Source organism: Streptomyces sp. NBC_01445, from assembly GCF_035918235.1.
Lineage (GTDB): Bacteria > Actinomycetota > Actinomycetes > Streptomycetales > Streptomycetaceae > Streptomyces.
Genome location: NZ_CP109485.1, coordinates 7,037,702 through 7,060,110, shown reverse-complemented (window position 1 = coordinate 7,060,110; position 22,409 = coordinate 7,037,702). Strand labels below are relative to the sequence as shown.

Here is a 22,409-nt window from a genome sequence, read left to right as displayed (position 1 = left end):
CGTTCACCCGGACAGGTGGTTCAACCGCGTTCGCGTCCCAGTAGGGCGGCGGCCTCGTCGAGAGACAGGTCGCCGCCTTCGGCGTACGCGGCCTCGTACGCACGGTCGCCGATGACCTCACGGATCGCGGCCTCGGCGGACGTGTGGGCGTCGCGCTCCAGGTAGGACCGCACGTGCCGGGACGGAAGCTGTCCGTCGGCGGAGCCCACGAGGCGGGCGGCGTCGCGGGCGTCGGCCGGGTCTCCGCTCAGGCTCAGGGCGCGGGCGCCGGTCACCAGATGCATGGCGGGCATGTGCGGGGCGATCACCAGGGCCAGCGGGTCGGTCGCCAGCTCCAGGGCCTCGACGACACCGGCGAGGGCTTCCTCCGCGAGGCCGTCCTCCGAGTCGAGCCAGGCCTTCATCCCGACGATGAAGCCCCGGAAGACGACGAAGCTCATCGCCTTGAACTCGTCCTGGAGGAGCCGCAGTTGCTCACGCGCCTCGGCCACACGGCCGGTGGCTCCGTACCGTCCGGCCAGGAACATGCGGGCGGCGGGCCAGGCCTCGTTCGCATGGCGCTTGCCGGGGTCGAGGATGCCGCGCAGCAGTTCCTCGCCGCGCTCGCCGTCACCGACCTCGATGAGGGCCTGCCCGAGCCGCGCGTTCAGGATGGCCACCTGCGCCTGCGCGCCGAGGCGTTCGGCGCCCTCGATGGCGGCGGCGTAGTCCTCGGCCGCCGCGGCGTACGCGCCGCTGCGCTCATGGGCCTCGCCGCGCGCGGACAGCGCCTCGGCGACGCCCCACCGGTCGCCGAGCCGGGTGAACAGTTCGAGGGACTCGTCCGCGTCCCGGACCGCGTCGCCCGCCCAGTCGCTGCGGTTGGCGAGGATGTTCGCCCGCAGCTGGAGGGTGAGGGCGAGCTCCCAGGTGTAGCCGAGTTTGCGGCAGGTCCGCACCGTGACGTCGGCGAGGTTCCACAGCGCCTCCATGTCGCCGCTCATCATCACCGCGTAGAACCAGAGGTTGCCCGGCGGGCGGCAGGTCTGCGGGAGGCCCGGGCGGTACGCCTGCGCGATCGCGCGCAGCTTCGCGCCGCCCTCCTCGGTCTGCCAGGTCTCCATCTCCATGTCCATGTAGGCGAGGCGGAGCAGGTGCACCCCGCGCCGCGCCTCCACGAGGAGTTCGGGGCCGAACGGCGGCGGGGCGTCGGTGCAGCGCTCGTAGAGCGGGGGCGCGGGGTCGGCGGGCGGGGTGAACGGGTCGGGGCCGAGCGCGGTGGCCTCGCGCGACCAGTTGCGGGCGTCGAGGCGCAGGTCGCGCATCTGCCAGAACCAGGCCAGCGAGAGCACCAGGGAGAGCGTCTCCTGCTCGTCCCGCGCGGCGACGGCGTGCCGCAGGGCGGTGCGCAGGTTCTCGTATTCGCGTTCCAGGCGGGCGACGGCCGCGCGCTGACCGTGGCCGCGCAGCTGCGGGTCGGTGGTGCGGGCCAGTTCGCGGTAGTACGTGAGGTGCGCGCGCTCGGCGCCCGCCCGGTCACCGGCCTCGTCGAGCCGGTCACCCGCGTACTCGGCGACGGTCTCCAGGAGGCGGTAGCGCATGGCGCCGGCCTGGTCGCGGCCCTCGCCGTCGGTGCCGTCCCCGTAATCTCCGTGGTCTTCGTGCTCTTCGTGCTCTTCGTGCTCAGCCTCGTCGCCGCCCCAAGGGGCCGCCACGACAAGGGACTTGTCCACGAGCGAGCCGATCGCGTCGAGGGCGCCGGGGCCACACACCGCCTCGGCGGCGGCGAGGTCGCAGCCGCCGCTGAAGACCGACAGCCGGCGCAGGACGGTCCGCTCCTCCTCGTCGAGGAGGTCCCAGGACCAGTCGACGACGGCCCTCAGCGTCTGCTGGCGGGGCAGGACGGTGCGGGCGCCCGAGGTGAGCAGGCGGAAGCGGTCGTCGAGGCGGTCGGCGATCTGGCGAGGCGTGAGCATCCGCAGCCGGGCGGCGGCGAGCTCGATGGCGAGGGGCAGTCCGTCGAGGCGCCGACAGATCTCGGCCGCGGCCCGCTCGTCGTCCTCGACCCGGAACCCGGGCCGCACGGCGGCGCCCCGCTCGCCGAACAGGCGCAGGGCGAAAGGCTCCGGCAGCGGCTCCACCGGGTGCAGCAACTCGCCCGGTACGCCCAGGGGTTCGCGACTCGTGGCGAGAACCGTCACGCCGGGGCACTGGCTGAGCAGCTGCTCGGCGAGGCGGGCGGCGGCCTCGATCACGTGCTCGCAGTTGTCGAGGATCAGCAGCATGCGGCGGTGCGCGCAGTGCTCGGTGAGGCGTACGAGCGGGTCCTCGCCGTGCCGGTCGGACGCGACCCGCAGCTCCTCGGCGCCGGCACCGCGCAGCACGGTCTCGCGGGCCCCGAGCGCCGTGACGACGGCCTCCGGGACGGCGTCCGGGTCCTCGATGGGCGCGAGCTCGGCCAGCCATACGCCGTCCGGCAGATCCATGCTCTCGGCGGCCTCCTGGGACAGCCGGGTCTTTCCGGCGCCGCCAGGCCCGAGCAGCGTCACGAGCCGCACCCGCCCGAGGTCCTCACGAATCGCCCCGATGTCGCCGGCGCGCCCCACGAAGGAGGTGAGCCGGGCGCGGAGGTTGCCTGTGTGGGCGGGTGCCCTGACCGGGGTGGTGGGTCTTTCGGCGGAGGCGGTGGGGGCGGGGGCGCGCGGCGTCAGCAGGTCGGCGTGCAGTGCGCGCAGTTCCGGGCCCGGGTCCGTTCCCAGCCGCTCCGCGAGCTCGACCCGTACCCGCTCGTAGGCCGCCAGCGCCTCGGCGGTGCGGCCCGCGTCGCGCAGGGCGCGCAGCCGCAGCGCCTGGAGCGGCTCGTCGAGCGGATGCGCGTCGCACAGCGCGGTCAGTTCGGGCAGTACGGACTCGGCCCTGCCCAGCGCGAGCGAAGCGGAGAGCCGTGTGCGCCGGGATTCGAGGTGGAGCGCCTCCCAGCGGACGGCGTCCGCCGAGCGGTCCGGCAGATCGGCCAGCGCGGGGCCGCGCCACAGGGAGAGCGCGTCGTCGAGGACGGCCGCCGACTTGCCGGGGTCGCCGTCGGCCAGCGCCTGTACGCCGTCCTTCACGAGCCGCTCGAAGCGGAACAGGTCGATGTCCTCGGAGGTGGCGGACAGCCGGTAGCCGCCGTCGAGCGAGTGCACCGCGTCGGCGCCGATCGCCCTGCGCAGCCGGCCCACGAGCGCCTGGAGCGCGCCGGACGCGTCCGCGGGCGGATCGGCGCCCCAGACCTCGTCGGTGAGCACCTGCGGAGGGACGGTACGGCCGGGGCGCAGCGCGAGCACGGTCAGCAGGGCACGCAGGCGCGCCCCGCCTACGGGGACGGTCGTGCCGTCGTCGCGGAGTGCCTGCGTGGAGCCGAGAATGCGGTAGCGCACCGGCCCATTGTCCCCAAACCGGCCCCCGGCCCGCGCCCGGGTTTCGGCGCGAGGGCGATCCGGGGTGTGGAGCAGGTCTTTCGGCGGCGGGCAGATATCCGTCAGGGCGGGGGCAACGGGCGCGCTCTCGCCGGTGTCGCGGAACCTGCGGCCTGCCCCGGCACGTTCCCCCCACACCGCACCACCGATACGGTCAGCCCGTCGCCCCAGCACCGCACCAGGCCGCACGCACCCCGGGAGCCCTCCTCCATGACCACCGCCGCCACCCGTCGCAGCGATCGCAGGATCAGCCCCGTCTTCCTCGGTATCGCCGCCGTCACCGCCGTCGCCGGCTGGGCGGTGTGGACGGACTTCGCCGCGCAGCCCGGCATCGCCGTCTTCCTGTTCGTGACGGGCGCCTGGATCGTCTCGCTCTGTCTGCACGAGTACGCCCACGCCCGCACGGCCCTGCACAGCGGCGACATCTCCATCGGCGCGAAGGGCTATCTGACCCTGAACCCGCTGAAGTACACGCACGCCCTGCTCAGCATCGTGCTGCCCGTCATCTTTGTGATCATGGGCGGGATCGGTCTGCCCGGCGGCGCCGTCTTCATCGAGCGGGGCCGGATCCGGGGCCGCTGGCGGCACAGCCTCATCTCGGCGGCGGGCCCGCTGACCAACGTCCTGTTCGCCGTCGTGTGCACGGCGCCGTTCTGGCTGGACGCGCTGAACGGGGTGCCGGACACATTCCGCTACGCGCTCGGCTTCCTGGCCCTGCTCCAGGTGACCGCGGCGATCCTGAACTTCCTGCCGATCCCGGGCCTGGACGGCTACGGCGTCATCGAGCCGTGGCTGTCCCAGAGCTTCCGGCGGCAGGTGGAGCCGTTCGCTCCGTTCGGGCTGCTCGCCGTGTTCGGCATCCTGTGGATCCCGGAGGTGAACCACGTGTTCTTCGACGCCATCGACGCGATTCTGCGCTCCCTGGGTGTCACCGAGTGGGACACCTACTGGGGTCAGGAGTTCTACCGCTTCTGGCAGGGCACCCCTGAGATCCCCATCGTCACGCAGTAGGCGCGACCGCCGCGTTCGCCTTCTTCTCGGCCTTGGCCCGGCGCGCGTAGTACCAGGCCATGTTCGAGGTGAGGCCCGCGAGCAGGACCCAGACGATGCCGAGCAGGCTGCCCTGCACGAAGGCGACCACGGCTGCGGCCGTCGAGAGGACGCAGACGACTAGGGCGTACAGAGCGAGGCGGGGCATGGGGGTCGGCTCCTGTCGGACGGAGAGTTGTACGCCGACCAGTGTCCCCCATGCCCTTCCGCGGCCGCACCGCGGTGACGCGCGCCGGTCAGACGTCGGTGACCCGCAGGCCCGCATGTGCCTTGTAGCGGCGGTTCACCGAGATCAGGTTCGCGACCAGCGACTCCACCTGGTGCGCGTTGCGCAGCCGGCCCGCGAAGACTCCCCGCATGCCCGGAATGCGGCCCGCCAGCGCCTGGACGATCTCCGTGTCCGCCCGCTCCTCGCCCAGCACCATCACGTCCGTGTCGATCTCGTCGATCGCCTCGTCCTGGAGGAGCACGGCCGACAGGTGGTGGAACGCCGCCGTCACCCGCGAGTCCGGCAGCAGCGCCGCGGCCTGCTCCGCCGCGCTGCCCTCCTCCGGCTTCAGCGCGTACGCGCCCTTCTTGTCGAAGCCCAGCGGGTTGACGCAGTCGACCACGAGCTTGCCCGCGAGGTCCTCGCGCAGCGATTCCAGCGTCTTGCCGTGGCCCTCCCACGGCACCGCCACGATCACGATGTCGCTGCGGCGCGCACACTCCGCGTTGTCCGCGCCCTCGACGCCCAGGCCCAGCTCATCCGCTGCCGCCTGCGCGCGCTCCGCCGCGCGGGATCCGATGATCACCTTCTGGCCGGCCCTCGCCAGCCGGTAGGCGAGCCCGCGGCCCTGGTCGCCCGTGCCTCCCAGCACGCCTACCACCAGCCCCGATACGTCGGGGAGGTCCCAGGGGTCCTTCGCGGGGGCCTTCTGCACACTGTCCGTAGAGGTCATACGGTGACCTTACTCAGGCGTACGGCCCAGCAGCGCGGCGACCGGGATCCGCCTGAACGTGATCGTCTCGTACGCGCTGAAGTCTCCCGTCTCGTACAGCAGCCCGACCGCCTCGGGGTCGAGCTGCACCAGGTCGGAGTAGGCCGCAGGCAGGCCGTCCACCCTGTGGGCCACCCTCCATGTCACACCCTCGTCCTCGCTCGCCCGCACGCTCATCAGCGCCCTGAACCCAGGGTCCGCCGGACCTGCGAACAGCAGCACCTCCCCCAGCCTCAGCAGGCTCCCCTCCACCACCGGGCCCACCAGGCCCGCCTGCGGGCGGAATGCCTTGACCAGGCTCTCGCCGCCGTCCTCCGACGTCGCGTCCGCCCTTGTGCCCGGCGCGGGCGAGTCGTTGCGGGCGTTGAAGTACAGCCGCCCGTCCGGCAGTTCGACCGCGGTCGTCTCGTTCACATTCACATAGCCGTCCGGGTGGTCGTCCACGTAACCGAGCCGCCAGGTCCTGCCCCTGTCGTCGCTCAGCAGGCAGTGGCCTCCGTCGTACTTTCCCTCCGTGCCGGTGTCGCCTCCGGCGGGCGGGAGGGAGTGGTTGGCCGGTACCACCACTCGTCCGCTGTGTGTCTGGATCGCGTGGCCCGGGCCTGTGGCGTACCAGCGCCAGTTCTTGTTCTTTGCCTGTGCTGTGATCTCCCTGGGCGCCGACCAGGTCAGGCCCTCGTCGTCGCTGTGCTGCACCCAGACTCGGCGTCCGTCCTCGGGCTCGACCTCGCCCCGTCTGATCGCCGTTTCTGTTGCCCCTGCCGCGTTCCTTACGTGGACGATCAGGACCCGTCCCGTGTCCAGGACCACCGGCGCCGGGTTTCCCGCCAGGTCGTTGCCGTTCGCCGCCACCACCTGGAGCGGGTCCCAGGTCCGGCCGCCGTCCGTGGATCTCTTCAGGACCACGTCGATGTTCCCGTAGTCCTCCCTCGATCCCACTCGCCCCTCGCAGAACGCGAGCAGCACGCCGGAGCGTGTCGTGACAGCTGCGGGGATCCGGAAGCTCGCGTATCCCTCGCGCCCCGCGCGGAAGGGAACAGACGTCTCAGTCAGCACCCCCCATCCCTCCCCACCCCGAGGGAATTCCCGGTGAACTCGGCCTGACGAGTTCACTGTTGAGGCAGTATGCGCAGGCATGGACGCCGTACGGGTCGCACTGCTGCGGGAAGTACTCGCCGGAACCGAGTGGCTGGGCGCCGCGCGCCGCTTCGCGGGCGCGCTGCGGGCCTCCGTCGTGCCGCATGGGGGCGGGCTGCTTCTCGTCGGCACGCCCGAGTACGAGCCGTGGCATCTCGCGGCGCATCTTGTGGACGAGGCCGCCTGGTCCGGGATGCCCGAGCTGTCGCCCACGCTCGTGCGGCACCGGGCGGGGGTCGGGGATCCGGCCCATCTTGCGGTGGGGCTCGGGCGCATCGAGGCGGCCCGGCGGGGCGAGACTCTGCTCGTTGTGGCGCCTGGGGCGCCGGGTGAGGAGTTGCTGGAGCGGGTGCATGACGCTCGGCGGGCGGGGGCCACGGTTCTGGCCATCGACTCGGGCGACCGTGATCTGCACGCCATGGCCCACGAGGCGCTCACGCCCGGGCCCGATCTCGACCTCGATACGGCGCAGCACCTGGTCAGCGCGGCCGCGGGCGAGAATCCCGTCGGCGGCCCGGCCCGGGGGCCTCGTCGGCGCTTCCGTGATCGGCTGTCCCGTCTTGCGGACCATCTGACCTCGCCGCCGCCTGCGGGGTGGTAGGGGTGGGGGTTTGCGGTTGATGGGTGGGCGATGGGTGCTGGTGCGCCGGCGGGTGCCGACTGTCTTCGGCCGGTGCGTTTTCGGGTGCGGGGTCGGTGCGATTTCGGGTGCGGGGTCGGTTCGGGCTCGTCAGGTGCGTTTTTGGGTGCGGGGCCGCGGGGGCATGTACGTGCTCGCTGTTCTATGGGTGCACGTCAGCTAGCTGATTGCCTGTACGTGGTGCTGGTGGCTGCGCGCGCACATGCCCCCACGTCCCCTCCCGTTTCGTCGGCGTCTCACGGCCGGTGGGACTTCGCTGTCTCCGGCCCTGTCTCGTACGCGGCTGAGCGCCGGTGGGACTACTTCGCCCCGTCTCCTACGCGGCGATGGGCGTCAGGTCTTGTCGTCCTCGTCCTTGGCCGTGGCGTCGTGCCACTTGGGGTCCGTCTCCCATTCGAGGTTTCGTTCACGCGCCGTCTCCATCGCGTGTTCCGCCTCGGTGCGCGACGCGTACGGGCCGAAACGGTCCTTGTTGGGGCAGTCGGGCCCCTCCTCGACCTTCTGATGCTCCAGGCAGTAGTACCACTCGCCGGGCTTCCCGACGGTCCGCCTCTTGAACAGGGCCATCTTCGGCTCCTCTCGCCATGACCATGGTCCCCCACAGCCGCTCGATACACTCGCTGGCATGTCTGGCCAGTCGCTGCTCGTACCAGGGGAGCTCTCTCCCACTCGTTCCGTACCCGGAAACATCCGGCGTCCCGAGTACGTGGGCAAGCCCGCGCCGACGCCGTACAAGGGGCCTGAGGTCCAGACCCCGGAGACGGTCGAGGCCATGCGCCTCGCCGGCCGGATCGCCGCGCGGGCCATGGAGGAGGCCGCCAAGGCCATCGCGCCCGGCGTGACCACGGACGAACTCGACCGCATCGCGCACGAGTACATGGTCGACCACGGCGCGTACCCGTCGACCCTCGGCTACCGCAACTTCCCGAAGTCGCTGTGCACCTCCGTCAACGAGGTCATCTGCCACGGGATCCCCGATTCCACCGTCCTGAAGGACGGCGACATCGTCAACCTCGACGTGACCGCCTACATCGGCGGTGTTCACGGCGACAACAACGCCACCTACCTGGTCGGTGATGTCGACGAGGAGTCCCGGCTTCTTGTCGAGCGGACCCGTGAGTCCCTCAACCGCGCCATCAAGGCCGTCCGGCCCGGGCGTCAGATCAACATCATCGGCCGCGTCATCGAGTCGTACGCCAAGCGCTTCGGTTATGGCGTCGTGCGGGACTTCACCGGGCACGGGATCAACTCGTCGTTCCACTCCGGCCTGATCATTCCGCACTACGACAGCCCGCACGCCACCACCGTCATCCAGCCCGGGATGACCTTCACCATCGAGCCCATGCTCACGCTCGGCACCCATGAGTACGACATGTGGGACGACGGGTGGACCGTTGTGACCAAGGACCGCAAGCGGACCGCTCAGTTCGAGCACACCCTTGTCGTGACCGAAACCGGTGCGGAGATTCTTACTCTGCCCTGACGTCGTGGATTCGTCCGCAGGCCCGTCCCGTTGGTGGGGCGGGCCTTTTGCGTTGCCCTGGTGGCTGATCGGGGTAGCGTTTTACCGACAGGACGTCGGGAACCTGATAAGTTAGGCAAGCCTAAGTTTAGCGATCTGGAGGCCTCATGGATACGCCGTTCTCCACCCTGATCCGCACCGCCTCGCACGAGCAGCACACAGAGGCCGAGAGCACCACGTTCATGAGCGACCTTCTCGGCGGAGCCCTCGGCGTCGACGCCTACGCCCGGTACACCGAGCAACTGTGGTTCGTCTACCGAGCGTTGGAGGGGGCCGCGGGGCGACTGGAGGAGTCCGCCGTTGCCGGGCCTTTCATACAGGCCGAGTTGTTCCGGGTCTCTGCCATCGAGCGGGATCTGGCCCATCTGCGGGGGGACGGCTGGCGCGACGGCGTTTCCGCGCTGCCGGCCACTCAGGCCTACGCCTCACGCGTTGCCGAGTGCGCTCGGGAGTGGCCGGGGGGCTACGTCGCCCATCACTACACCCGGTACCTGGGGGATCTGTCCGGCGGACAGATCATCCGCGACAAGGCCGAGAAGAACTGGGGCTTCGCCCGCAAGGGTGATGGCGTGCGGTTCTATGTGTTTGAGCAGGTCCCGAACCCTGCTGCCTTCAAGCGTAGTTATCGCGCCCTGCTGGACGGTGTTCGCGTTGACGAGCTGGAGAAGCAGCGCATCGTGGCCGAGTGCAAGCGGGCGTTCGCTCTCAACACCGCCGTCTTCAAGGCTCTTGGCGAGGAATTCAGCAGCGCCGCTTGATCAGGTGAGGCGGACTCTGCCGCCTACCTCGATCAGGCCTTCGGGCTGGGGAGCCGTGAGGATTTGAGAGCCTTTGCCCTGCGTGATGTTCAGGGCTCTGTGCAGTTGCGCCGTGAGCAGTAGTGCCGCTGCCCCCGTCGCCTCGTCCTCGTCGATGCCGTCGCCCCTTCCCGGGAACGCTCGGGCCCTCACCTTTCCTGCCGCCGCGTCCTCCCACGCCCAGGCATAGATCCACTCGCCCGGCGGGGGGACTTGGAGTTCCTCCACCTCTGACGCCGAGGCGTACTCGCGCAGTGTCCGGGGCGGCGCCCACTCCGGCCGCGCCTCGATCCAGGTGAACTCGCCGTCCAGCCGCGTGCCCACCACGCCTGCGGGCGTGACCAGTTCGGGTACGTCCAGGAGCCAGGCCGTGCCGACGCAGGGGTGTCCGGCGAAGGGAAGGCGCATGGTCGGTGTGTAGATGTCGATGACGCCGCGCTCGGGGTCGTCCACGAACACCGTCTCGCTGAAGCCCAGCTTCGCCGCCAGGGCCTGTCGCTCGTCCTCGTCGGGGACGTCGCTTCCCTCGCGTACGACTCCCAGCTCATTGCCGTGGTCGCCATGAGGGCCGCAGAAGACTCGGAGCACGTCGTAGTCCGTCACCGGGACAGTCAATCATTCGGTGGGGGGTGGCGGGTTTTTGCCTTTCGTTTGCCGTTTTACGGGTCGTCCATGGGTCGCTCGTATCCGGGGCGCGATCGGCGTCATTTCGTGAGAGCTGAATCACTGGACCCCTGGGTAGCACTGAGGTAAGCCTCGGTTAAGTTAGGTCCGCCTCACTCACCGTGCCTCACGTCTTGGAGCCCGCATGCGAGCCGTCCGACTCACTGTTGTCACCGCCGCCGCCACTGCGGCGACCCTGGCCGCCGTCACGGGCTGCACCCAGAAGAGCGACGCCAAGTCCGGTGGCGACCGCGTCGTCGAGGTCACCGCCACGGACGACAAGTGCGACGTCTCCAAGACGGAGTTCCCGGCCGGCCATGTCGAGCTCTCCATAGAGAACAAGGGCTCCAAGGTCACCGAGGTCTACGTCCTGTTCCCGGACGACCGGATCGTCAGCGAGCGCGAGAACATCGGCCCCGGAACCAAGCAGAAGCTCACCGCCGAGGTGAAGGCCGGCACGTACGAGATCGCCTGCAAGCCCGGCATGAAGGGCGACGGCATCCGGCAGAAGGTGACCGTCACCGGCGGCAAGGCCGTCAAGCGTGACGCCCGTCTGGACAAGGCCGTCGCCGCCTACCGGACGTACGCGCAGGAGCAGGCCGACGAGACGCTGCCCAAGGTCACGACGTTCACGGACGCCGTGCGCAAGGGTGACCTGAAGGCCGCGCAGGCCGCGTACGCCCCGTCCCGTATCGGCTGGGAGCGCACCGAGCCCGTCGCCGAGTCCTTCGGTGACATCGACCCGAAGGTCGATGTCCGCGCGGACGGCCTGGAGGAGGGGCAGGACCCGAAGACGGACTGGACCGGCTGGCACCGCCTGGAGAAGGCGCTGTGGCAGGACAAGAAGATCGGCTCGCGGGAGAAGGAGCTGGCGACGCAGCTCGACAAGGACCTCAAGGACTGGCAGACCCGCGTCGGCAAGGCGGACATCACGCCGACCTCCATGGCCAACGGCGCCAAGGAGCTCCTCGACGAGGTCGCCACCGGCAAGGTCACGGGCGAGGAGGAGCGCTACTCGCACACCGACCTCGTCGACTTCAAGGCCAACGTCGAGGGTGCCGAGAAGGCGTACGACCTGCTCAAGCCCGTCGCCGCGGAGAACGACGCCGCGCTGACGAAGGAGCTCGACAAGCAGTTCGCCGCCCTGGACACGCTGCTCGACAAGTACCGCAAGGACAAGACCTCCTACGAGTTCACCTCCTACGACAAGGTCGGCAAGGCGGACCGCAAGGAGCTCTCGGACGCGGTGAACGCGCTCGCGGAGCCGCTGTCCAAGCTCGCCGCCGCCGTCGTCGTCAAGTAGCCCTCCGGGTACGCAGGTAAGGGGTCAGGGATGACGGACACCACCGCCGATGTCTCGGTCGGATCGAACAACTCCCCCACACCGTCGCGTCGTTCGCTGCTCGCGGTGGGCGGTGCCGGGCTCGCGCTCGGCGCCGCCGCCGCGGGGGGCGCCGTCGCCGTGACGCGGACCGGTGACGATCCGCAGCCGGTCGCCGACTCGGGCGGCGCCGTGTCGTTCCACGGCGCGCACCAGGCCGGAATCGCCACCGCCGTCCAGGACCGTCTGCACTTCGCGTCGTTCGACGTGAAGACCGACGACCGCGACGAGTTCGTGCAGCTCCTGAAGGACTGGACGAAGGCCGCGTCCCGCATGACGGAGGGGCACGCGGTCGGCGAGGGCGCGTACGGCGGGCTGCCCGAAGCGCCGCCGGACGACACCGGCGAGGCGCTCGGCCTCAAGCCGTCCCGGCTCACCCTCACGATCGGCTTCGGCCCGTCCCTGTTCGAGAAGTTCGGGCTCACGGACCGGCGGCCCGAGGCCCTCGTCGACCTGCCGAAGTTCCCCGGCGACAATCTCGACAAGGCCCGCAGCGACGGCGACCTGTGCATTCAGGCCTGCGCCGACGATCCGCAGATCGCCGTGCACGCCATCCGCAATCTCGCCAGGATCGGCTTCGGCAAGGTCGCCATCCGCTGGTCCCAGCTCGGCTTCGGCAAGACCTCGTCGACGACCCCGGACGCGCAGACCCCGCGCAACCTGATGGGCTTCAAGGACGGCACCCGCAACATCGCCGGCACCGAGACCGCCCGCCTGGACGAGCACGTGTGGGTCGGCGCCAAGGACACGGACGCCGACTCGGCCTGGATGACCGGGGGTTCGTACCTCGTCGCCCGGCGCATCCGCATGAACATCGAGACCTGGGACCGTACGTCTCTCCAGGAGCAGGAGGACGTCTTCGGCCGCGACAAGGGCGAGGGCGCCCCGGTCGGCAAGGCCAAGGAGCGCGACGAGCCGTTCCTGAAGGCGATGAAGCCGGACGCGCACGTGCGGCTCGCGCACCCCGACTCCAACGCGGGGGCGACCATCCTGCGCCGCGGCTACTCCTTCACCGACGGCACGGACGGTCTCGGCCGTCTGGAGGCCGGCCTGTTCTTCCTGGCCTACCAGAAGGACGTGCGCAAGGGGTTCATCCGCGTGCAGCGGAACCTGTCGCGCAGTGACGCGCTCAACGAGTACATCCAGCACGTGGGTTCGGCCGTCTTCGCCGTCCCGCCGGGCGTCCGGGACTCGGGCGACTGGTGGGGCCGGGCGCTGTTCTCCAAGGAGGCATGAGGACACGATGTTCGGCAACTATCTGATCGGTCTGCGCGAAGGGCTCGAAGCGAGTCTCGTCGTCTGCATTCTCATCGCGTATCTGGTCAAGACGGACCGGCGTGACGCGCTGCGTCCCATCTGGATCGGCATCGCCATCGCCGTCGCCGTGGCGCTCGGCTTCGGCTTCGCGCTGACCTTCGGCTCCCAGGAGCTGACGTTCGAGGCGCAGGAGGCGCTCGGCGGTTCGTTGTCGATCGTCGCCGTGGGCCTGGTGACGTGGATGGTCTTCTGGATGCGGCGCACCGCGCGGCATCTGAAGGCCGAGCTGCACGGCAAGCTGGACGCCGCGCTGCAGATGGGTACGGCTGCGCTGGTGGCGACGGCGTTCCTCGCGGTCGGCCGTGAGGGGCTTGAGACCGCCCTGTTCGTGTGGGCTTCGGTACGTGCGTCCAACGACGGCACGCACGGGCCGCTCATCGGCGTCCTGCTGGGCCTGCTGACGGCTGTCGTCCTCGGCTGGCTGTTCTACCGGGGCGCCCTGCGGATCAACCTGGCCAAGTTCTTCACGTGGACCGGCGGCATGCTGGTGATCGTGGCGGCGGGCGTCCTCGCGTACGGCGTGCACGACCTTCAGGAGGCGCAGTTCCTGGGCGGTCTGTCCAGCAAGGCGTTCGACATCAGCGGGACGATTCCGCCGGACAGCTGGTACGGCACGCTCCTCAAGGGCGTGTTCAACTTCCAGCCCGATCCGACGGTCCTCCAAGTCGTCGTCTGGCTGCTGTACTTGGCCGTGACGCTCACGGTGTTCTTCGCGCCGTCCGGTTTCCTGTCCAGGAAGCCGAAGCCCGAGGCGCAGACGCCTGCCGAGTCCGCCAAAGCCTGATCCGGACGCTCGCGCCGCTCTCCTCCCCGATAGGGTTCGGGCCCGGGAAGGGGAAGGTGAAGAGAACCGATGAGCAAGCTCCTCCGCAGGCCTCGTGGTCTCAGGAAGCCGGTGACGGCGGTGGCCCTCGCGACCGCCGTGGCGGTCACGGCGAGCGGGTGTGTGACGGTGCACGGGGAGCGGGAGGTCGTCCCGGCGGCCACCAAGGCCGAGGCCGCCCGCGCCCTGAAGGATTTCACCGCCGCGTACAACAAGGCCGACAAGGCGTACGACGGGTCCCTCGACGAGGACCATGTGACGGGCGCGCTCGGCGCGATCGACGCGGCCAAGCTGAAGGCCGGGCACGTCAATCACCCCGACGGCAACCCGAACCACTCGGATCTGGCGCTGTCGGACGCCGAGTTCACCATCCCCAAGAAGGCGGGCTGGCCCCGCTGGTTCGTCGCGAACACCACGGCCAACCGGGGCGGCGACTTCCGGTGGATGCTGGTCTTCACCCGCGACGATGTGAACCGGCCGTGGCAGGTGTCGTATCTGACGCTCATGTCGCCCGGTGACGTCCCCGAGTTCAAGAAGGACAAGGACGGCTGGGCGCAGCCCGTGACGGCGGACGCCGCGGGGCTCGCGGTGGCGCCGCAGGAGATGAGCCGCAAGTACGCGACGTATCTGAAGGACGGCGGGGACGGTTTCGCGCCGGGCCGGCACACGTCGCAGTGGCGGACCACGCGGGAGAAGAACGCGAGCCGCCCGGGTCTCGCCCGGCAGTACGTCGACGAGCCGATGACGTCGGGCGACTACACGCCGTTGGGTCTGCGGACCGCGGACGGCGGGGCGCTGGTGTTCTTCGCGACGCACCACTACGAGAAGCAGACGGCGTCCAAGGGCCTGAGCATCACGGTCGACAACGAGAACGTGAAGGCGCTCATGACGGGCGACGTCAAGCAGTCGCTGACGCTGGAGCGCATCTCGAACCAGGTCGCCGTCGACCCGGCCAAGGGCGGCGACGTCGAGATACTGACGCGGCTCGAGGGACTTACGGGCGCCAAGGGCAGCTGACGCTCTGCGTGAGCCGCCGGCCCTCGCGCGTCAGCCGCGTGAGGGCCAGGCTGCCGTGAAGTCCCTTTCCTCGCCCACATAGCGTGCGCAGGCGTCGGTGAGGGCTTCGAGCAGGGTGAGCGGGTCCGGCAGCGGGTGTTCGAGGCCGCGCAGCCAGTCGACGGTCAGGTCACCGGGGAGCCGGGCGGGCGGCACGGGCACGTACGAGCCGCGGCAGTGCCAGCGCAGGCCGGGGTGCTCGTCCATCGTCTCGGGGTGGCAGTCCAGCTCGCAGGGCCACCACTCGTCCTCGTCCTCGGGGGTGCCGCGGGTGGCGGTGAAGAAGAGCATGCGGTCGCCGCCGGACTCGGCGACGGGGCCCACGTCGATACCGGCCGCGAGGAGGCGTGCGAGGGCCTCCTGGCCGGCCTCGAGCGGGACGTCGAGGACGTCGTGGACCATGCCGGTCGCGGTGATGAAGTTAGCCTGCGGCTGATGCCGGGCCCAGCGCTCGATCTGGCCGCGGTCCGTCGTGGACTGCGTCTGCCAGGCGAACGAGACGGGGTGCCTGCCGGGCGTGGGACAGCCGATGCGGCTGCACGAACACCGGTAGTCGGTCGGGTAGGCGGCGGGTGCGAGCGGCAGTCCCGCGTCCGCGGCGGCCAGGAGAAGGGCCTCGCGGCCGTCGTCGCCCTCGGCCTCCTTGGGGCGCCTGGCGCGCAGCCACTGGGAGATCCTGCCCTGTCCGCCGGACCGGCGGCCGTACTCCGCGCCCATCAATCCCCTCACCTCGCCGTAGTACCGAGAAGCATGTCCCATGGTCGCACCATCCTGCGCCGCGGGTGGCCACAGTCCACATCCGGGGTACCCGCGGCGATCCCGAGCGATACGAGGCGCGGAAGATAATCGGGTGTCATTACCGGCTTTACGCGGATTTGCCTGCCTACCGTGGTCGGCATGGTCACACGGACTGCGCTGACGGGCCTCGGCGGGCTCCTGGTTCTCGCCCCGCTGGCCCTCTCCCCCGTCGAGTGGGGCGCCGGCCCCCTGACCGTCGACAGCCTTCCCCGCATCGTCTACACGGCACACCGCGGCGGCGCCCTGGAAGTCCCGGAGAACAGCATGTCGGGCCTGACGGCCGCCTTCGAGCGCGGCACCGCGCAGGTACTCGACTTCGACACCCGGATGCTTCGCGACGGCACGATCGTGGTCATGCACGACCCGACCCTGGACCGCACGACGTACACGTCGGGCCCGGTGAACGGGATCGACGCCCGGCAGTGGGCGCGCGTGCGGATGCGTCCGAGGGCCTCGCTGCCGGGCCACTGGCGCGCGGAGCCGCTGCCTACGGTCGCCGAGGTGCTCGACCGTCTCGGCGGCCGCACCGTGCTGATGCTGGAGGCGAAGGACCCGCGGAGTTTGGACGGGATCGCCGCGATGATCCGGCGCCGGGGCCTCACCCGGTCGGTGTTCGTGAACTCCAACGACCCGGCCGTCGCCCTGCGCGCCCACGACTTGGGCCTCACGTCGCAGCTGTGGCGCTCGGAGGTCCAGATGCGCACGGACCGCCCGGCGCGCTGGGCCCGGTTCGTCGACCTGCTCGACGTGGACTACAAGGCGCGCGACGCCGATCTCGTACGGGCCGTGCGGTCCGGGATCCCGCGGGTGTGGGCCCACACGGTGGACTCGCCGCGCCAGCGGGACCGCGTGCTGCGGCTCGGCTGCAACGGCGTGATCTCGGACGCGCCGGGCCTGCTGGCCCGCACCCCGTCGGCCGTGCGGGCGCGGGTCAGCGGGGGCTGAGCCCGTAGAGGGCGTACTCGACGAGGGCGTCGGCGTAGGCGTGGTTCAGGGGGCCCGTGCCCTGGAGCCAGCGCTGGGCAAGTGGCGCGGAGAACAGGTCACGGGCGATGTACGGGTCCACGTCGGCGCGGATCTGGCCGGCGTCCTGGGCGGCGCGCAGGCGGCGCACGTACAGCTCCAGCGAGGGCAGCAGGAGACGGCCGACGAACTCCTCGCCGAAGGCCGGGTTGGCGACGCCCTCGGCGGCGAGGGCGCGGGCCGGGGCGTCGTAGCGGGGGTCGAGCAGCTCGTCGACGGTGGCGCGCAGGACCACCTTGAGGTCGGTCTCGATGTCGCCGGTGTCGGGGATGCCGTCCGCCTCCGCCCAGTCGCCCGCTCCGGCCGCCTCCGCCGCCTGGACGCCGAGGTCGATGAAGGCCTCCATGAGGACCTCCGCCTTGGAGGACCACCAGCGGTAGATCGTCTGCTTGCCGACGCCCGCGCGGGCGGCGATGCCCTCGATGGTCGTCTTGGGATAGCCGATCTCGGCGACGAGTGCGAGGGCGGCGTCGTAGATCGCGCGGCGTGAGCGTTCGCTGCGGCGGTTGGAGTCGGGAGCGGTCTTCTGGGCCATGGCCCGAATGTACCAGCGGGCGAGGCGAGACGTACCGTCTCAACTCTCTTGACAAGACGATCCGTCTCGCCGACAGTGGACATCGTTGGCGAGACGCACCGTCTCGCTCCGGGCGGTTCGACTCCCGCCCGGGACAGCGCCGATCGAAGATCGAAGGGAGACCACGATGAGCCGAGGTGGATCCGGGAACATGCTGGGCGTCGGCGGCACCCGCAGCAACCTCTCCCGCAAGACCCTGCGCGGCGGCGGCCGCGACGGCCGGGTCGGCGGCGGGCTCGACCCGCAAGCACAGAAGCGGGAGTTGCTGCGCAGGCTGCGGGAGGAACGCGCCGCCCGCGAGGCGTCGTGACGGCGTGCGGGGGCGGCAGCGTCAAGTGCTGCACGTCGGAGCTTCGCGGCCAGGAGCTCGGGGCCTGATCCTGTCTGCCGGGTGCGGGGTATCTGTGGCTGCTCGCGCAGGTCCCCGCGCCCCTAGGGGACCGTGGGCGCGTCAGGGGCGCCGGGAACTGCGCGAGCAGCCCACGACTACCCGCGGCCCACCCCGAACACCAAGCGGCACCCCTACGGGGCCGGAGGCCAGGCGTCGCCCCAGTCGGCGTCCCGGGCCGCCCGGTACAGCGGCCCGTGCCGCTTCGTCACCGTTTCGCGGCCCAGCGCGCCCTCCGCCTCGCACAGGTCCAGGAGTACCTGGCCCTTGCGGATCTGGGGGCGGCGGGTGATCCGGGCCGCGGGGCGCTCGGGGGCGAAACGGGTCGCGGCCACGTAGCTGAACTTCTCGTCCTCGTACGCGAGCGATCCGCCCTTGACCTGGCGGTGCAGCGACGACCGGCTGACCCGGGCCGAGAAGTGGCACCAGTCGGTGCCGGGCTCGATGGGGCAGGCCGCGCTGTGGGGGCAGGGCGCGGCGACGTGGAATCCGGCGTCGATCAGGCGCCGGCGTGCCTCGATGATCCGCTCGTAGCCGTCGGGGGTGCCGGGCTCGACGACGACCACGGCCCCGTCGGGGCTCGCGGCGGCGGCCGCGGCGTCGACCACGGAGCGGCGGTCGTCCTCGGTCAGTTCCTTGAGGACGTACGAGACCGTCACGAGATCGGCGCTCTCGATGGTGAGCGCCGCTCCAATACGGGAGCGCTGCCACCGCGCGGACGCCAACCGGTCGCAGGAACCGGCCAGTTCACGTCCGAGGGCGAGCGCGGGCTCGGCCCAGTCGAGGACGGTGACCGGGCGCTCGCCGGCCCAGGTGTCGGCGACGGCCCAGACCGCGGCGCCCGTCCCGCCGCCCACGTCGACCTGGCTCCCGGGCGCCCAGCCCTCGGGCGCCGCGTCGGCGAGCGCGCCGAGCGCCGAGCGGACCGCCTCGAAGGTGGCCGGCATCCGGTACGCGGCGTAGGCGGCGACGTCGGCGCGGTCCCGCAGGATCGGCGCGTCCGTCGGGGTGCTCCCCCGGTAGCTCGCGATCAGCCGTTCGACGGCGCGCGCCGCCTGCGTGGGCGGCAGCCCGTCGAGCAGGCCCGCGAGGGCCGCGCGCAGGGTGTCGGCCGGGGAGGCGGGCGAGTAAGGGGTCAGGGGGGCGTTCACCCCGTGATTCTACGGTCGCGGCGGGGGCCGCCTACGCGCCCACGGCCCGCGCGAGACGCGTCGCCGCCGAGGCGCGCGGGCCGTTCTGCGGGGGCCTGCGGCGCGGGTGGACCGTGTTCGCGAGGAGGATCAGGAACGTGTCCGTGGCGCGGTCGAGGACGAGCGACGTGCCGGTGAAGCCGCAGTGTCCGGCCGCGCCGCGGCCCGCGAGCTCGCCCATGAACCAGGGCTGGTCCAGCTGGAAGCCGAGGCCGGGCGCCGTCAGCATCAGCTCGACGTAGTCGGGGCCGAGGATGCGGGCGGTGCCGTACGAGCCGCCGTTGAGCAGAGTGCGGCACAGGACCGCGAGGTCGTACGCCGTGGAGAAGAGGCCCGCGTGACCGGCGACGCCGCCCAGCGCCCAGGCGTTCTCGTCGTGGACGATGCCGCGCACGAGGCCCCGGTCGGCCTTGGCCCAGGGGCGGCGCTGGTCCTCGGTGGCGGCGGCGCCGGGGTGCGGGCCGAAGCCCGTCGCCGTCATGCCGAGGGGCCGGGTGATGCCGTCGCGCACGAGGACGTCGAGGGGGCGCTGCGCGATGCGCTCCAGGACCTGCTGGAGCAGCAGCATGTTGAGGTCGGAGTAGAGGAAGGCGCCGGGCGCGGACGACGGGGCCTCGGTGCGCAGGGCCGTCAGGCGCGCCGCGTCGTCCGGGCAGTCGTAGAGCGGGAGTTCGGGGCGCAGGCCCGAGGTGTGGGTGAGGAGCTGGCGGATCGTGACGTCGTGCTCGGCGGCGGCGGTGAACTCGGGGACGTAGGCGCCCACCCGCGCGTCGATGCCGAGGGTGCCGCGCTCCAGCTGCTGCACGGCGGCGACGGTGGTGAAGAGCTTGGTGAGGGAGGCGAGGTCGAAGGCCGTGTCGGGGCGCATGGGGACGCGCGACGCGGGCGGGAGCTCGACGCCCCGGTCGGCCGTCTCGTCGTAGGCGAGGTACCGCGTCGCCCAGCCCGCCGCCTCGTGCGCGGCGACGACCGGGCCGCGGCCCGCGAGGACGACGGCGCCCGCGCACCAGGGGCGCGCCCCGCGGGGCAGTTCGCGCACGTCCTGGACGAGGCGGCGCAGCCCGTCGGGGTCGAGCCCGGCGCGTTCGGGGGTGCCGGGTCGCAGTCTTGGGGTACTCAGTGCTCCGCCTCCCGCGTCGGCCCGGTCCCGCGCTGCCAGGGGCGGCACAGTCCCAAGAAGCATGCGACGGCCGCCAGGGCGCAGGCCAGCTGGACGACGGCCATCGGGACGGCGGTGCCCTCGCCGGCGATGCCCACGAGCGGTGAGGCGATGGCGCCGACCAGGAAGGAGGAGGTGCCGAGGAGCGCGGAGGCGGAGCCCGCGGCGTGCGGGGTGCGCATCAGGGCGAGGGCGTTGGTGTTGGGCATGGCGAGGCCCATCGCGGACATGAGGACGAACAGTCCCGCCGCGATCGGTACGAGTCCCACGTCGCCGAAGACGCCGGTCGCCATGAGCAGGAGCGCGGCGGAGGCGAGCGTGATGACGCAGAGGCCGACGGCGAGCGCCTTGTCGAGGCTGACGCGGCCGACGAGGAGCTTGCCGTTGATCTGGCCCACGGCGATCAGGCCGACGGAGTTGATGCCGAACAGGAGGCTGAAGGTCTGGGGCGAGGCGCCGTAGATCTCCTGGACCACGAACGGCGATGCGCTGATGTAGGCGAAGAGGGCGGCGAAGGCGAAGCCGCCCGCGATCATGTAGCCGGTGAAGACGCGGTCGGCGAGGAGGCCCCGCATGGTGCGCAGCGCCTCGGCCGTGCCGCCGCTGTGCCGCCGTTCGGGGGCGAGCGTCTCGGGCAGGCCCTTCCAGACGAGGGCGGTCAGCGCGATGCCGACGGCGGTGAGGACGACGAAGATGCCGCGCCAGTCCGTGATCCGCAGAACCTGGCCGCCGATGAGGGGCGCGACGATCGGGGCGACGCCGGAGATCAGCATGAGGGTGGAGAAGAAGCGCGCCATCTCGACGCCGTCGTACAGGTCGCGCACGATCGCCCGGGCGATCACGATGCCGGCGGCCCCGGCGAGGCCCTGCACCAGGCGGAAGCCGATGAGGAGCGGGGCCGTGGGGGCGAGGGCGCAGACCGCGGTGGCGGCGATGTAGACAAGGAGGCCGATGAGGAGGGGGCGCCTGCGGCCCCATTTGTCGCTCATCGGGCCGACCGCGAGCTGCCCGAGCGCCATGCCGGTGAGGCAGGCGGTGAGGGTGAGCTGGGCGGTGGCGGCCGAGGTGTGCAGCGCGCCGGTGACCTCCGGCAGTGCCGGGAGGTACATGTCCATGGACAGCGGCGGTACGGCGGTGAGGCCGCCGAGTACGAGGGTGACCAGGAAGCCGGTGCGGCGGCGGGCGACGAGCGTGGGCCCCACGACGGGAGGTGCCTCGGGTATGCGCTGCGCTTCGCGCGCGGACGCGTGCTGGCGGCCGTGGTCCGGCATGCGGTTCCCCTCCCGGTCGTTCATTCGATTACCTATGCTCTCAGCTCAGGTGCATTGGTTGAGACCACATTTCGTGACGTGCCGGCATGGGCAGTGGCCGGAACCTGGCAGGGGGCCTTCAGTGGTGGAACGTGAGCGTGTGCGGTGGGGCGTCCTGGCGACCGGGGGCATCGCCGCGTCCTTCACGGCGAACCTTCTCGACATGCCGGACGCGGAGGTCGTCGCCGTGGCGTCCCGCTCCGACGCCTCGGCGAAGGCGTTCGCCGAGCGGTTCGGGATCCCGCGGGCGTACGGGGACTGGTCCTCGCTCGCCGAGGACGAGGACGTGGATGTCGTGTACGTCGCGACCCCGCACTCGGCGCACCGCGCGGCCGCCGGGCTGTGCCTGGAGGCGGGACGGGCGGTCCTGTGCGAGAAGGCGTTCACGCTGAACTCGCGCGAGGCGGAGGAGCTGGTGACGCTCGCCCGCAGCCGCGGCCTCTTCCTGATGGAGGCCATGTGGATGTACTGCCATCCGCTGATCAGGAAGCTGAAGGCGCTGGTCGACGACGGTGCGGTCGGTGAAGTCCGCACGGTGCAGGCCGACTTCGGGCTGGCTGGGCCCTTCCCTCCCGCGCACCGGCTGCGTGATCCGGCGCAGGGCGGGGGCGCGCTGCTCGATCTCGGCGTGTACCCGGTGTCTTTCGCTCACCTGATCCTCGGTGAGCCGTCGGAGGTCACTGCGAGAGCGGCGCTCTCGGACGAGGGCGTCGATCTCCGTACGGGGATGCTGCTCTCGTGGGAGAGCGGTGCTCACGCGCTGCTCAACTGCTCGATCGACGCGGGTACTCCGGTCACCGCATCGATCACTGGGTCCAAGGGCCGTATCGACATTCCGCACGGCTTCTTCTACCCGGACCGGTTCGTGCTGCACCGCGACGGGCGGGAGCCGCAGGAGTTCACGGCGGAGGCGGGGGACGGGCCTCGCGACAGCCTCCGGCATGAGGCGGGTGAGGTGATGCACCGGCTGCGGGCCGGGGATACGGAGTCGCCGCTTGTGCCGCTTTCGGGTTCTTTGGCGGTGATGCGAACGCTCGATGCCGTGCGCTCCGTCGTGGGGGTGCGGTATCCGTCGGAGCGGTGACGGTTTCGTCGGCGGGTGACGGGCCGGTGGGGGCTGGTGGGGGCTTGTCGCGCAGTTCCCCGCGCCCCTGAAAGCAGCTG

The 22,409-nt window shown here is 71.3% G+C and carries 22 protein-coding genes; 11 read left to right on the top strand and 11 right to left on the bottom strand.

All coding sequences use genetic code 11. From position 1 onward, the window contains the following. Positions 1-20: 20 nt before the first annotated feature. Positions 21-3,398 (bottom strand): BTAD domain-containing putative transcriptional regulator, encoded by a 3,378-nt coding sequence (locus OG574_RS32130; RefSeq protein WP_326776062.1) that lies wholly within the window; start codon positions 3,396-3,398, stop codon positions 21-23. Positions 3,399-3,647: 249 nt separating this feature from the next. Between OG574_RS32130 and OG574_RS32125 the strand changes: the two genes are divergently transcribed. Next, complete coding sequence (locus OG574_RS32125; RefSeq protein WP_326776061.1) at positions 3,648-4,448, top strand: site-2 protease family protein; 801 nt, start codon at positions 3,648-3,650, stop codon at positions 4,446-4,448. Here OG574_RS32125 and OG574_RS32120 read toward each other — a convergent pair. The 3 genes from OG574_RS32120 to OG574_RS32110 all read right to left on the bottom strand — a co-directional run bounded on the left by OG574_RS32120 (position 4,438) and on the right by OG574_RS32110 (position 6,520). After that, positions 4,438-4,635, bottom strand: coding sequence for a hypothetical protein (locus tag OG574_RS32120; RefSeq protein WP_326776060.1), 198 nt, complete (start codon positions 4,633-4,635; stop codon positions 4,438-4,440). The genes OG574_RS32125 and OG574_RS32120 overlap by 11 nt on opposite strands. Before the next feature lie 88 nt (positions 4,636-4,723). Next, a complete protein-coding gene (gene npdG, locus OG574_RS32115) occupies positions 4,724-5,428 on the bottom strand; it encodes an NADPH-dependent F420 reductase (RefSeq protein WP_326776059.1) in 705 nt (234 codons plus the stop codon). A 9-nt stretch (positions 5,429-5,437) separates the two neighbouring features. Further along, the gene (locus tag OG574_RS32110) at positions 5,438-6,520 is read right to left on the bottom strand and encodes a sialidase family protein (protein ID WP_326778699.1); all 1,083 of its coding nucleotides are present in this window, start codon (positions 6,518-6,520) and stop codon (positions 5,438-5,440) included. 82 nt (positions 6,521-6,602) lie between these two features. On the opposite strand from OG574_RS32110, the gene OG574_RS32105 reads away from it, so the two are divergent. Further along, on the top strand, positions 6,603-7,205 hold the full coding sequence (locus tag OG574_RS32105) for a hypothetical protein (protein WP_326776058.1): 603 nt from the start codon (positions 6,603-6,605) through the stop codon (positions 7,203-7,205). A 372-nt stretch (positions 7,206-7,577) separates the two neighbouring features. Here the strand turns inward: OG574_RS32105 and OG574_RS32100 are convergent, their stop codons facing one another. Beyond that, positions 7,578-7,811: a hypothetical protein gene (locus OG574_RS32100; RefSeq protein ID WP_100592054.1), complete on the bottom strand. Its 234-nt coding sequence runs from the start codon at positions 7,809-7,811 to the stop codon at positions 7,578-7,580. Positions 7,812-7,869: 58 nt separating this feature from the next. On the opposite strand from OG574_RS32100, the gene map reads away from it, so the two are divergent. Together map and OG574_RS32090 are read left to right on the top strand one after the other, a co-directional pair. After that, complete coding sequence (gene map / locus OG574_RS32095) at positions 7,870-8,727, top strand: type I methionyl aminopeptidase (protein ID WP_326776057.1); 858 nt, start codon at positions 7,870-7,872, stop codon at positions 8,725-8,727. A 146-nt stretch (positions 8,728-8,873) separates the two neighbouring features. Beyond that, on the top strand, positions 8,874-9,524 hold the full coding sequence (locus tag OG574_RS32090) for a biliverdin-producing heme oxygenase (protein ID WP_326776056.1): 651 nt from the start codon (positions 8,874-8,876) through the stop codon (positions 9,522-9,524). Here the strand turns inward: OG574_RS32090 and OG574_RS32085 are convergent, their stop codons facing one another. Beyond that, complete coding sequence (locus OG574_RS32085; RefSeq protein ID WP_326776055.1) at positions 9,525-10,166, bottom strand: PhzF family phenazine biosynthesis protein; 642 nt, start codon at positions 10,164-10,166, stop codon at positions 9,525-9,527. A gap of 205 nt (positions 10,167-10,371) precedes the next feature. Here OG574_RS32085 and efeO point away from each other — a divergent pair, with 205 nt between their 5' ends. From efeO to OG574_RS32065, 4 genes are all read left to right on the top strand, one after another. Beyond that, the gene (gene efeO, locus OG574_RS32080; protein ID WP_100592050.1) at positions 10,372-11,529 is read left to right on the top strand and encodes an iron uptake system protein EfeO; all 1,158 of its coding nucleotides are present in this window, start codon (positions 10,372-10,374) and stop codon (positions 11,527-11,529) included. 30 nt (positions 11,530-11,559) lie between these two features. Continuing rightward, on the top strand, positions 11,560-12,843 hold the full coding sequence (gene efeB / locus OG574_RS32075) for an iron uptake transporter deferrochelatase/peroxidase subunit (protein ID WP_326776054.1): 1,284 nt from the start codon (positions 11,560-11,562) through the stop codon (positions 12,841-12,843). 7 nt (positions 12,844-12,850) lie between these two features. Beyond that, entirely contained in the window at positions 12,851-13,708 is an 858-nt protein-coding gene (gene efeU / locus OG574_RS32070; protein WP_326776053.1) for an iron uptake transporter permease EfeU, read from the top strand. Between the two features lie 69 nt (positions 13,709-13,777). Beyond that, on the top strand, positions 13,778-14,764 hold the full coding sequence (locus OG574_RS32065) for a hypothetical protein (protein WP_326776052.1): 987 nt from the start codon (positions 13,778-13,780) through the stop codon (positions 14,762-14,764). Positions 14,765-14,794: 30 nt separating this feature from the next. Here OG574_RS32065 and OG574_RS32060 read toward each other — a convergent pair whose 3' ends face one another. Further along, on the bottom strand, positions 14,795-15,520 hold the full coding sequence (locus OG574_RS32060) for a bifunctional DNA primase/polymerase (RefSeq protein ID WP_326778698.1): 726 nt from the start codon (positions 15,518-15,520) through the stop codon (positions 14,795-14,797). Between the two features lie 171 nt (positions 15,521-15,691). Here OG574_RS32060 and OG574_RS32055 point away from each other — a divergent pair, with 171 nt between their 5' ends. Beyond that, the gene (locus tag OG574_RS32055) at positions 15,692-16,546 is read left to right on the top strand and encodes a glycerophosphodiester phosphodiesterase (RefSeq protein ID WP_398374341.1); all 855 of its coding nucleotides are present in this window, start codon (positions 15,692-15,694) and stop codon (positions 16,544-16,546) included. On the opposite strand, the gene OG574_RS32050 is transcribed toward OG574_RS32055, so the two are convergent. Next, positions 16,533-17,159 (bottom strand): TetR/AcrR family transcriptional regulator, encoded by a 627-nt coding sequence (locus OG574_RS32050; protein WP_326776050.1) that lies wholly within the window; start codon positions 17,157-17,159, stop codon positions 16,533-16,535. The two genes, OG574_RS32055 and OG574_RS32050, sit on opposite strands and share 14 nt — an antisense overlap. A gap of 166 nt (positions 17,160-17,325) precedes the next feature. Between OG574_RS32050 and OG574_RS32045 the strand changes: the two genes are divergently transcribed. Continuing rightward, complete coding sequence (locus OG574_RS32045; protein ID WP_326776049.1) at positions 17,326-17,508, top strand: DUF6243 family protein; 183 nt, start codon at positions 17,326-17,328, stop codon at positions 17,506-17,508. A gap of 212 nt (positions 17,509-17,720) precedes the next feature. Here the strand turns inward: OG574_RS32045 and OG574_RS32040 are convergent, their stop codons facing one another. From OG574_RS32040 to OG574_RS32030, 3 genes are read right to left on the bottom strand one after another with little or no spacing between them, the layout of a single operon-like run. Continuing rightward, positions 17,721-18,737: a small ribosomal subunit Rsm22 family protein gene (locus tag OG574_RS32040; protein ID WP_326776048.1), complete on the bottom strand. Its 1,017-nt coding sequence runs from the start codon at positions 18,735-18,737 to the stop codon at positions 17,721-17,723. A gap of 31 nt (positions 18,738-18,768) precedes the next feature. Beyond that, positions 18,769-19,959 carry a serine hydrolase domain-containing protein gene (locus OG574_RS32035; protein WP_326776047.1) on the bottom strand — a complete coding sequence of 397 codons (1,191 nt, stop codon included), beginning with the start codon at positions 19,957-19,959 and terminating at the stop codon, positions 18,769-18,771. Beyond that, positions 19,893-21,206, bottom strand: a complete 1,314-nt coding sequence (locus OG574_RS32030) for a multidrug effflux MFS transporter (RefSeq protein ID WP_326776046.1) — start codon at positions 21,204-21,206, stop codon at positions 19,893-19,895. Before OG574_RS32030 ends, OG574_RS32035 begins: the two co-directional genes overlap by 67 nt. 124 nt (positions 21,207-21,330) lie before the next feature. On the opposite strand from OG574_RS32030, the gene OG574_RS32025 reads away from it, so the two are divergent. After that, a complete protein-coding gene (locus OG574_RS32025; protein ID WP_326776045.1) occupies positions 21,331-22,329 on the top strand; it encodes a Gfo/Idh/MocA family protein in 999 nt (332 codons plus the stop codon). Positions 22,330-22,409: the final 80 nt, after the last annotated feature.

Coding starts and splice junctions, on each gene's coding strand:
- OG574_RS32060 (WP_326778698.1), bottom strand. CDS start 15,520: ATGGGCGCGGAGTACGGCCGCCGGTCCGGCGGACAGGGCAGGATCTCC.
- efeO (WP_100592050.1), top strand. CDS start 10,372: ATGCGAGCCGTCCGACTCACTGTTGTCACCGCCGCCGCCACTGCGGCG.
- efeB (WP_326776054.1), top strand. CDS start 11,560: ATGACGGACACCACCGCCGATGTCTCGGTCGGATCGAACAACTCCCCC.
- OG574_RS32065 (WP_326776052.1), top strand. CDS start 13,778: ATGAGCAAGCTCCTCCGCAGGCCTCGTGGTCTCAGGAAGCCGGTGACG.
- efeU (WP_326776053.1), top strand. CDS start 12,851: ATGTTCGGCAACTATCTGATCGGTCTGCGCGAAGGGCTCGAAGCGAGT.
- npdG (WP_326776059.1), bottom strand. CDS start 5,428: ATGACCTCTACGGACAGTGTGCAGAAGGCCCCCGCGAAGGACCCCTGG.
- OG574_RS32090 (WP_326776056.1), top strand. CDS start 8,874: ATGGATACGCCGTTCTCCACCCTGATCCGCACCGCCTCGCACGAGCAG.
- OG574_RS32035 (WP_326776047.1), bottom strand. CDS start 19,959: ATGCTTCTTGGGACTGTGCCGCCCCTGGCAGCGCGGGACCGGGCCGAC.
- OG574_RS32100 (WP_100592054.1), bottom strand. CDS start 7,811: ATGGCCCTGTTCAAGAGGCGGACCGTCGGGAAGCCCGGCGAGTGGTAC.
- OG574_RS32125 (WP_326776061.1), top strand. CDS start 3,648: ATGACCACCGCCGCCACCCGTCGCAGCGATCGCAGGATCAGCCCCGTC.
- OG574_RS32105 (WP_326776058.1), top strand. CDS start 6,603: ATGGACGCCGTACGGGTCGCACTGCTGCGGGAAGTACTCGCCGGAACC.
- OG574_RS32050 (WP_326776050.1), bottom strand. CDS start 17,159: ATGGCCCAGAAGACCGCTCCCGACTCCAACCGCCGCAGCGAACGCTCA.
- OG574_RS32030 (WP_326776046.1), bottom strand. CDS start 21,206: ATGCCGGACCACGGCCGCCAGCACGCGTCCGCGCGCGAAGCGCAGCGC.
- map (WP_326776057.1), top strand. CDS start 7,870: ATGTCTGGCCAGTCGCTGCTCGTACCAGGGGAGCTCTCTCCCACTCGT.
- OG574_RS32120 (WP_326776060.1), bottom strand. CDS start 4,635: ATGCCCCGCCTCGCTCTGTACGCCCTAGTCGTCTGCGTCCTCTCGACG.
- OG574_RS32045 (WP_326776049.1), top strand. CDS start 17,326: ATGAGCCGAGGTGGATCCGGGAACATGCTGGGCGTCGGCGGCACCCGC.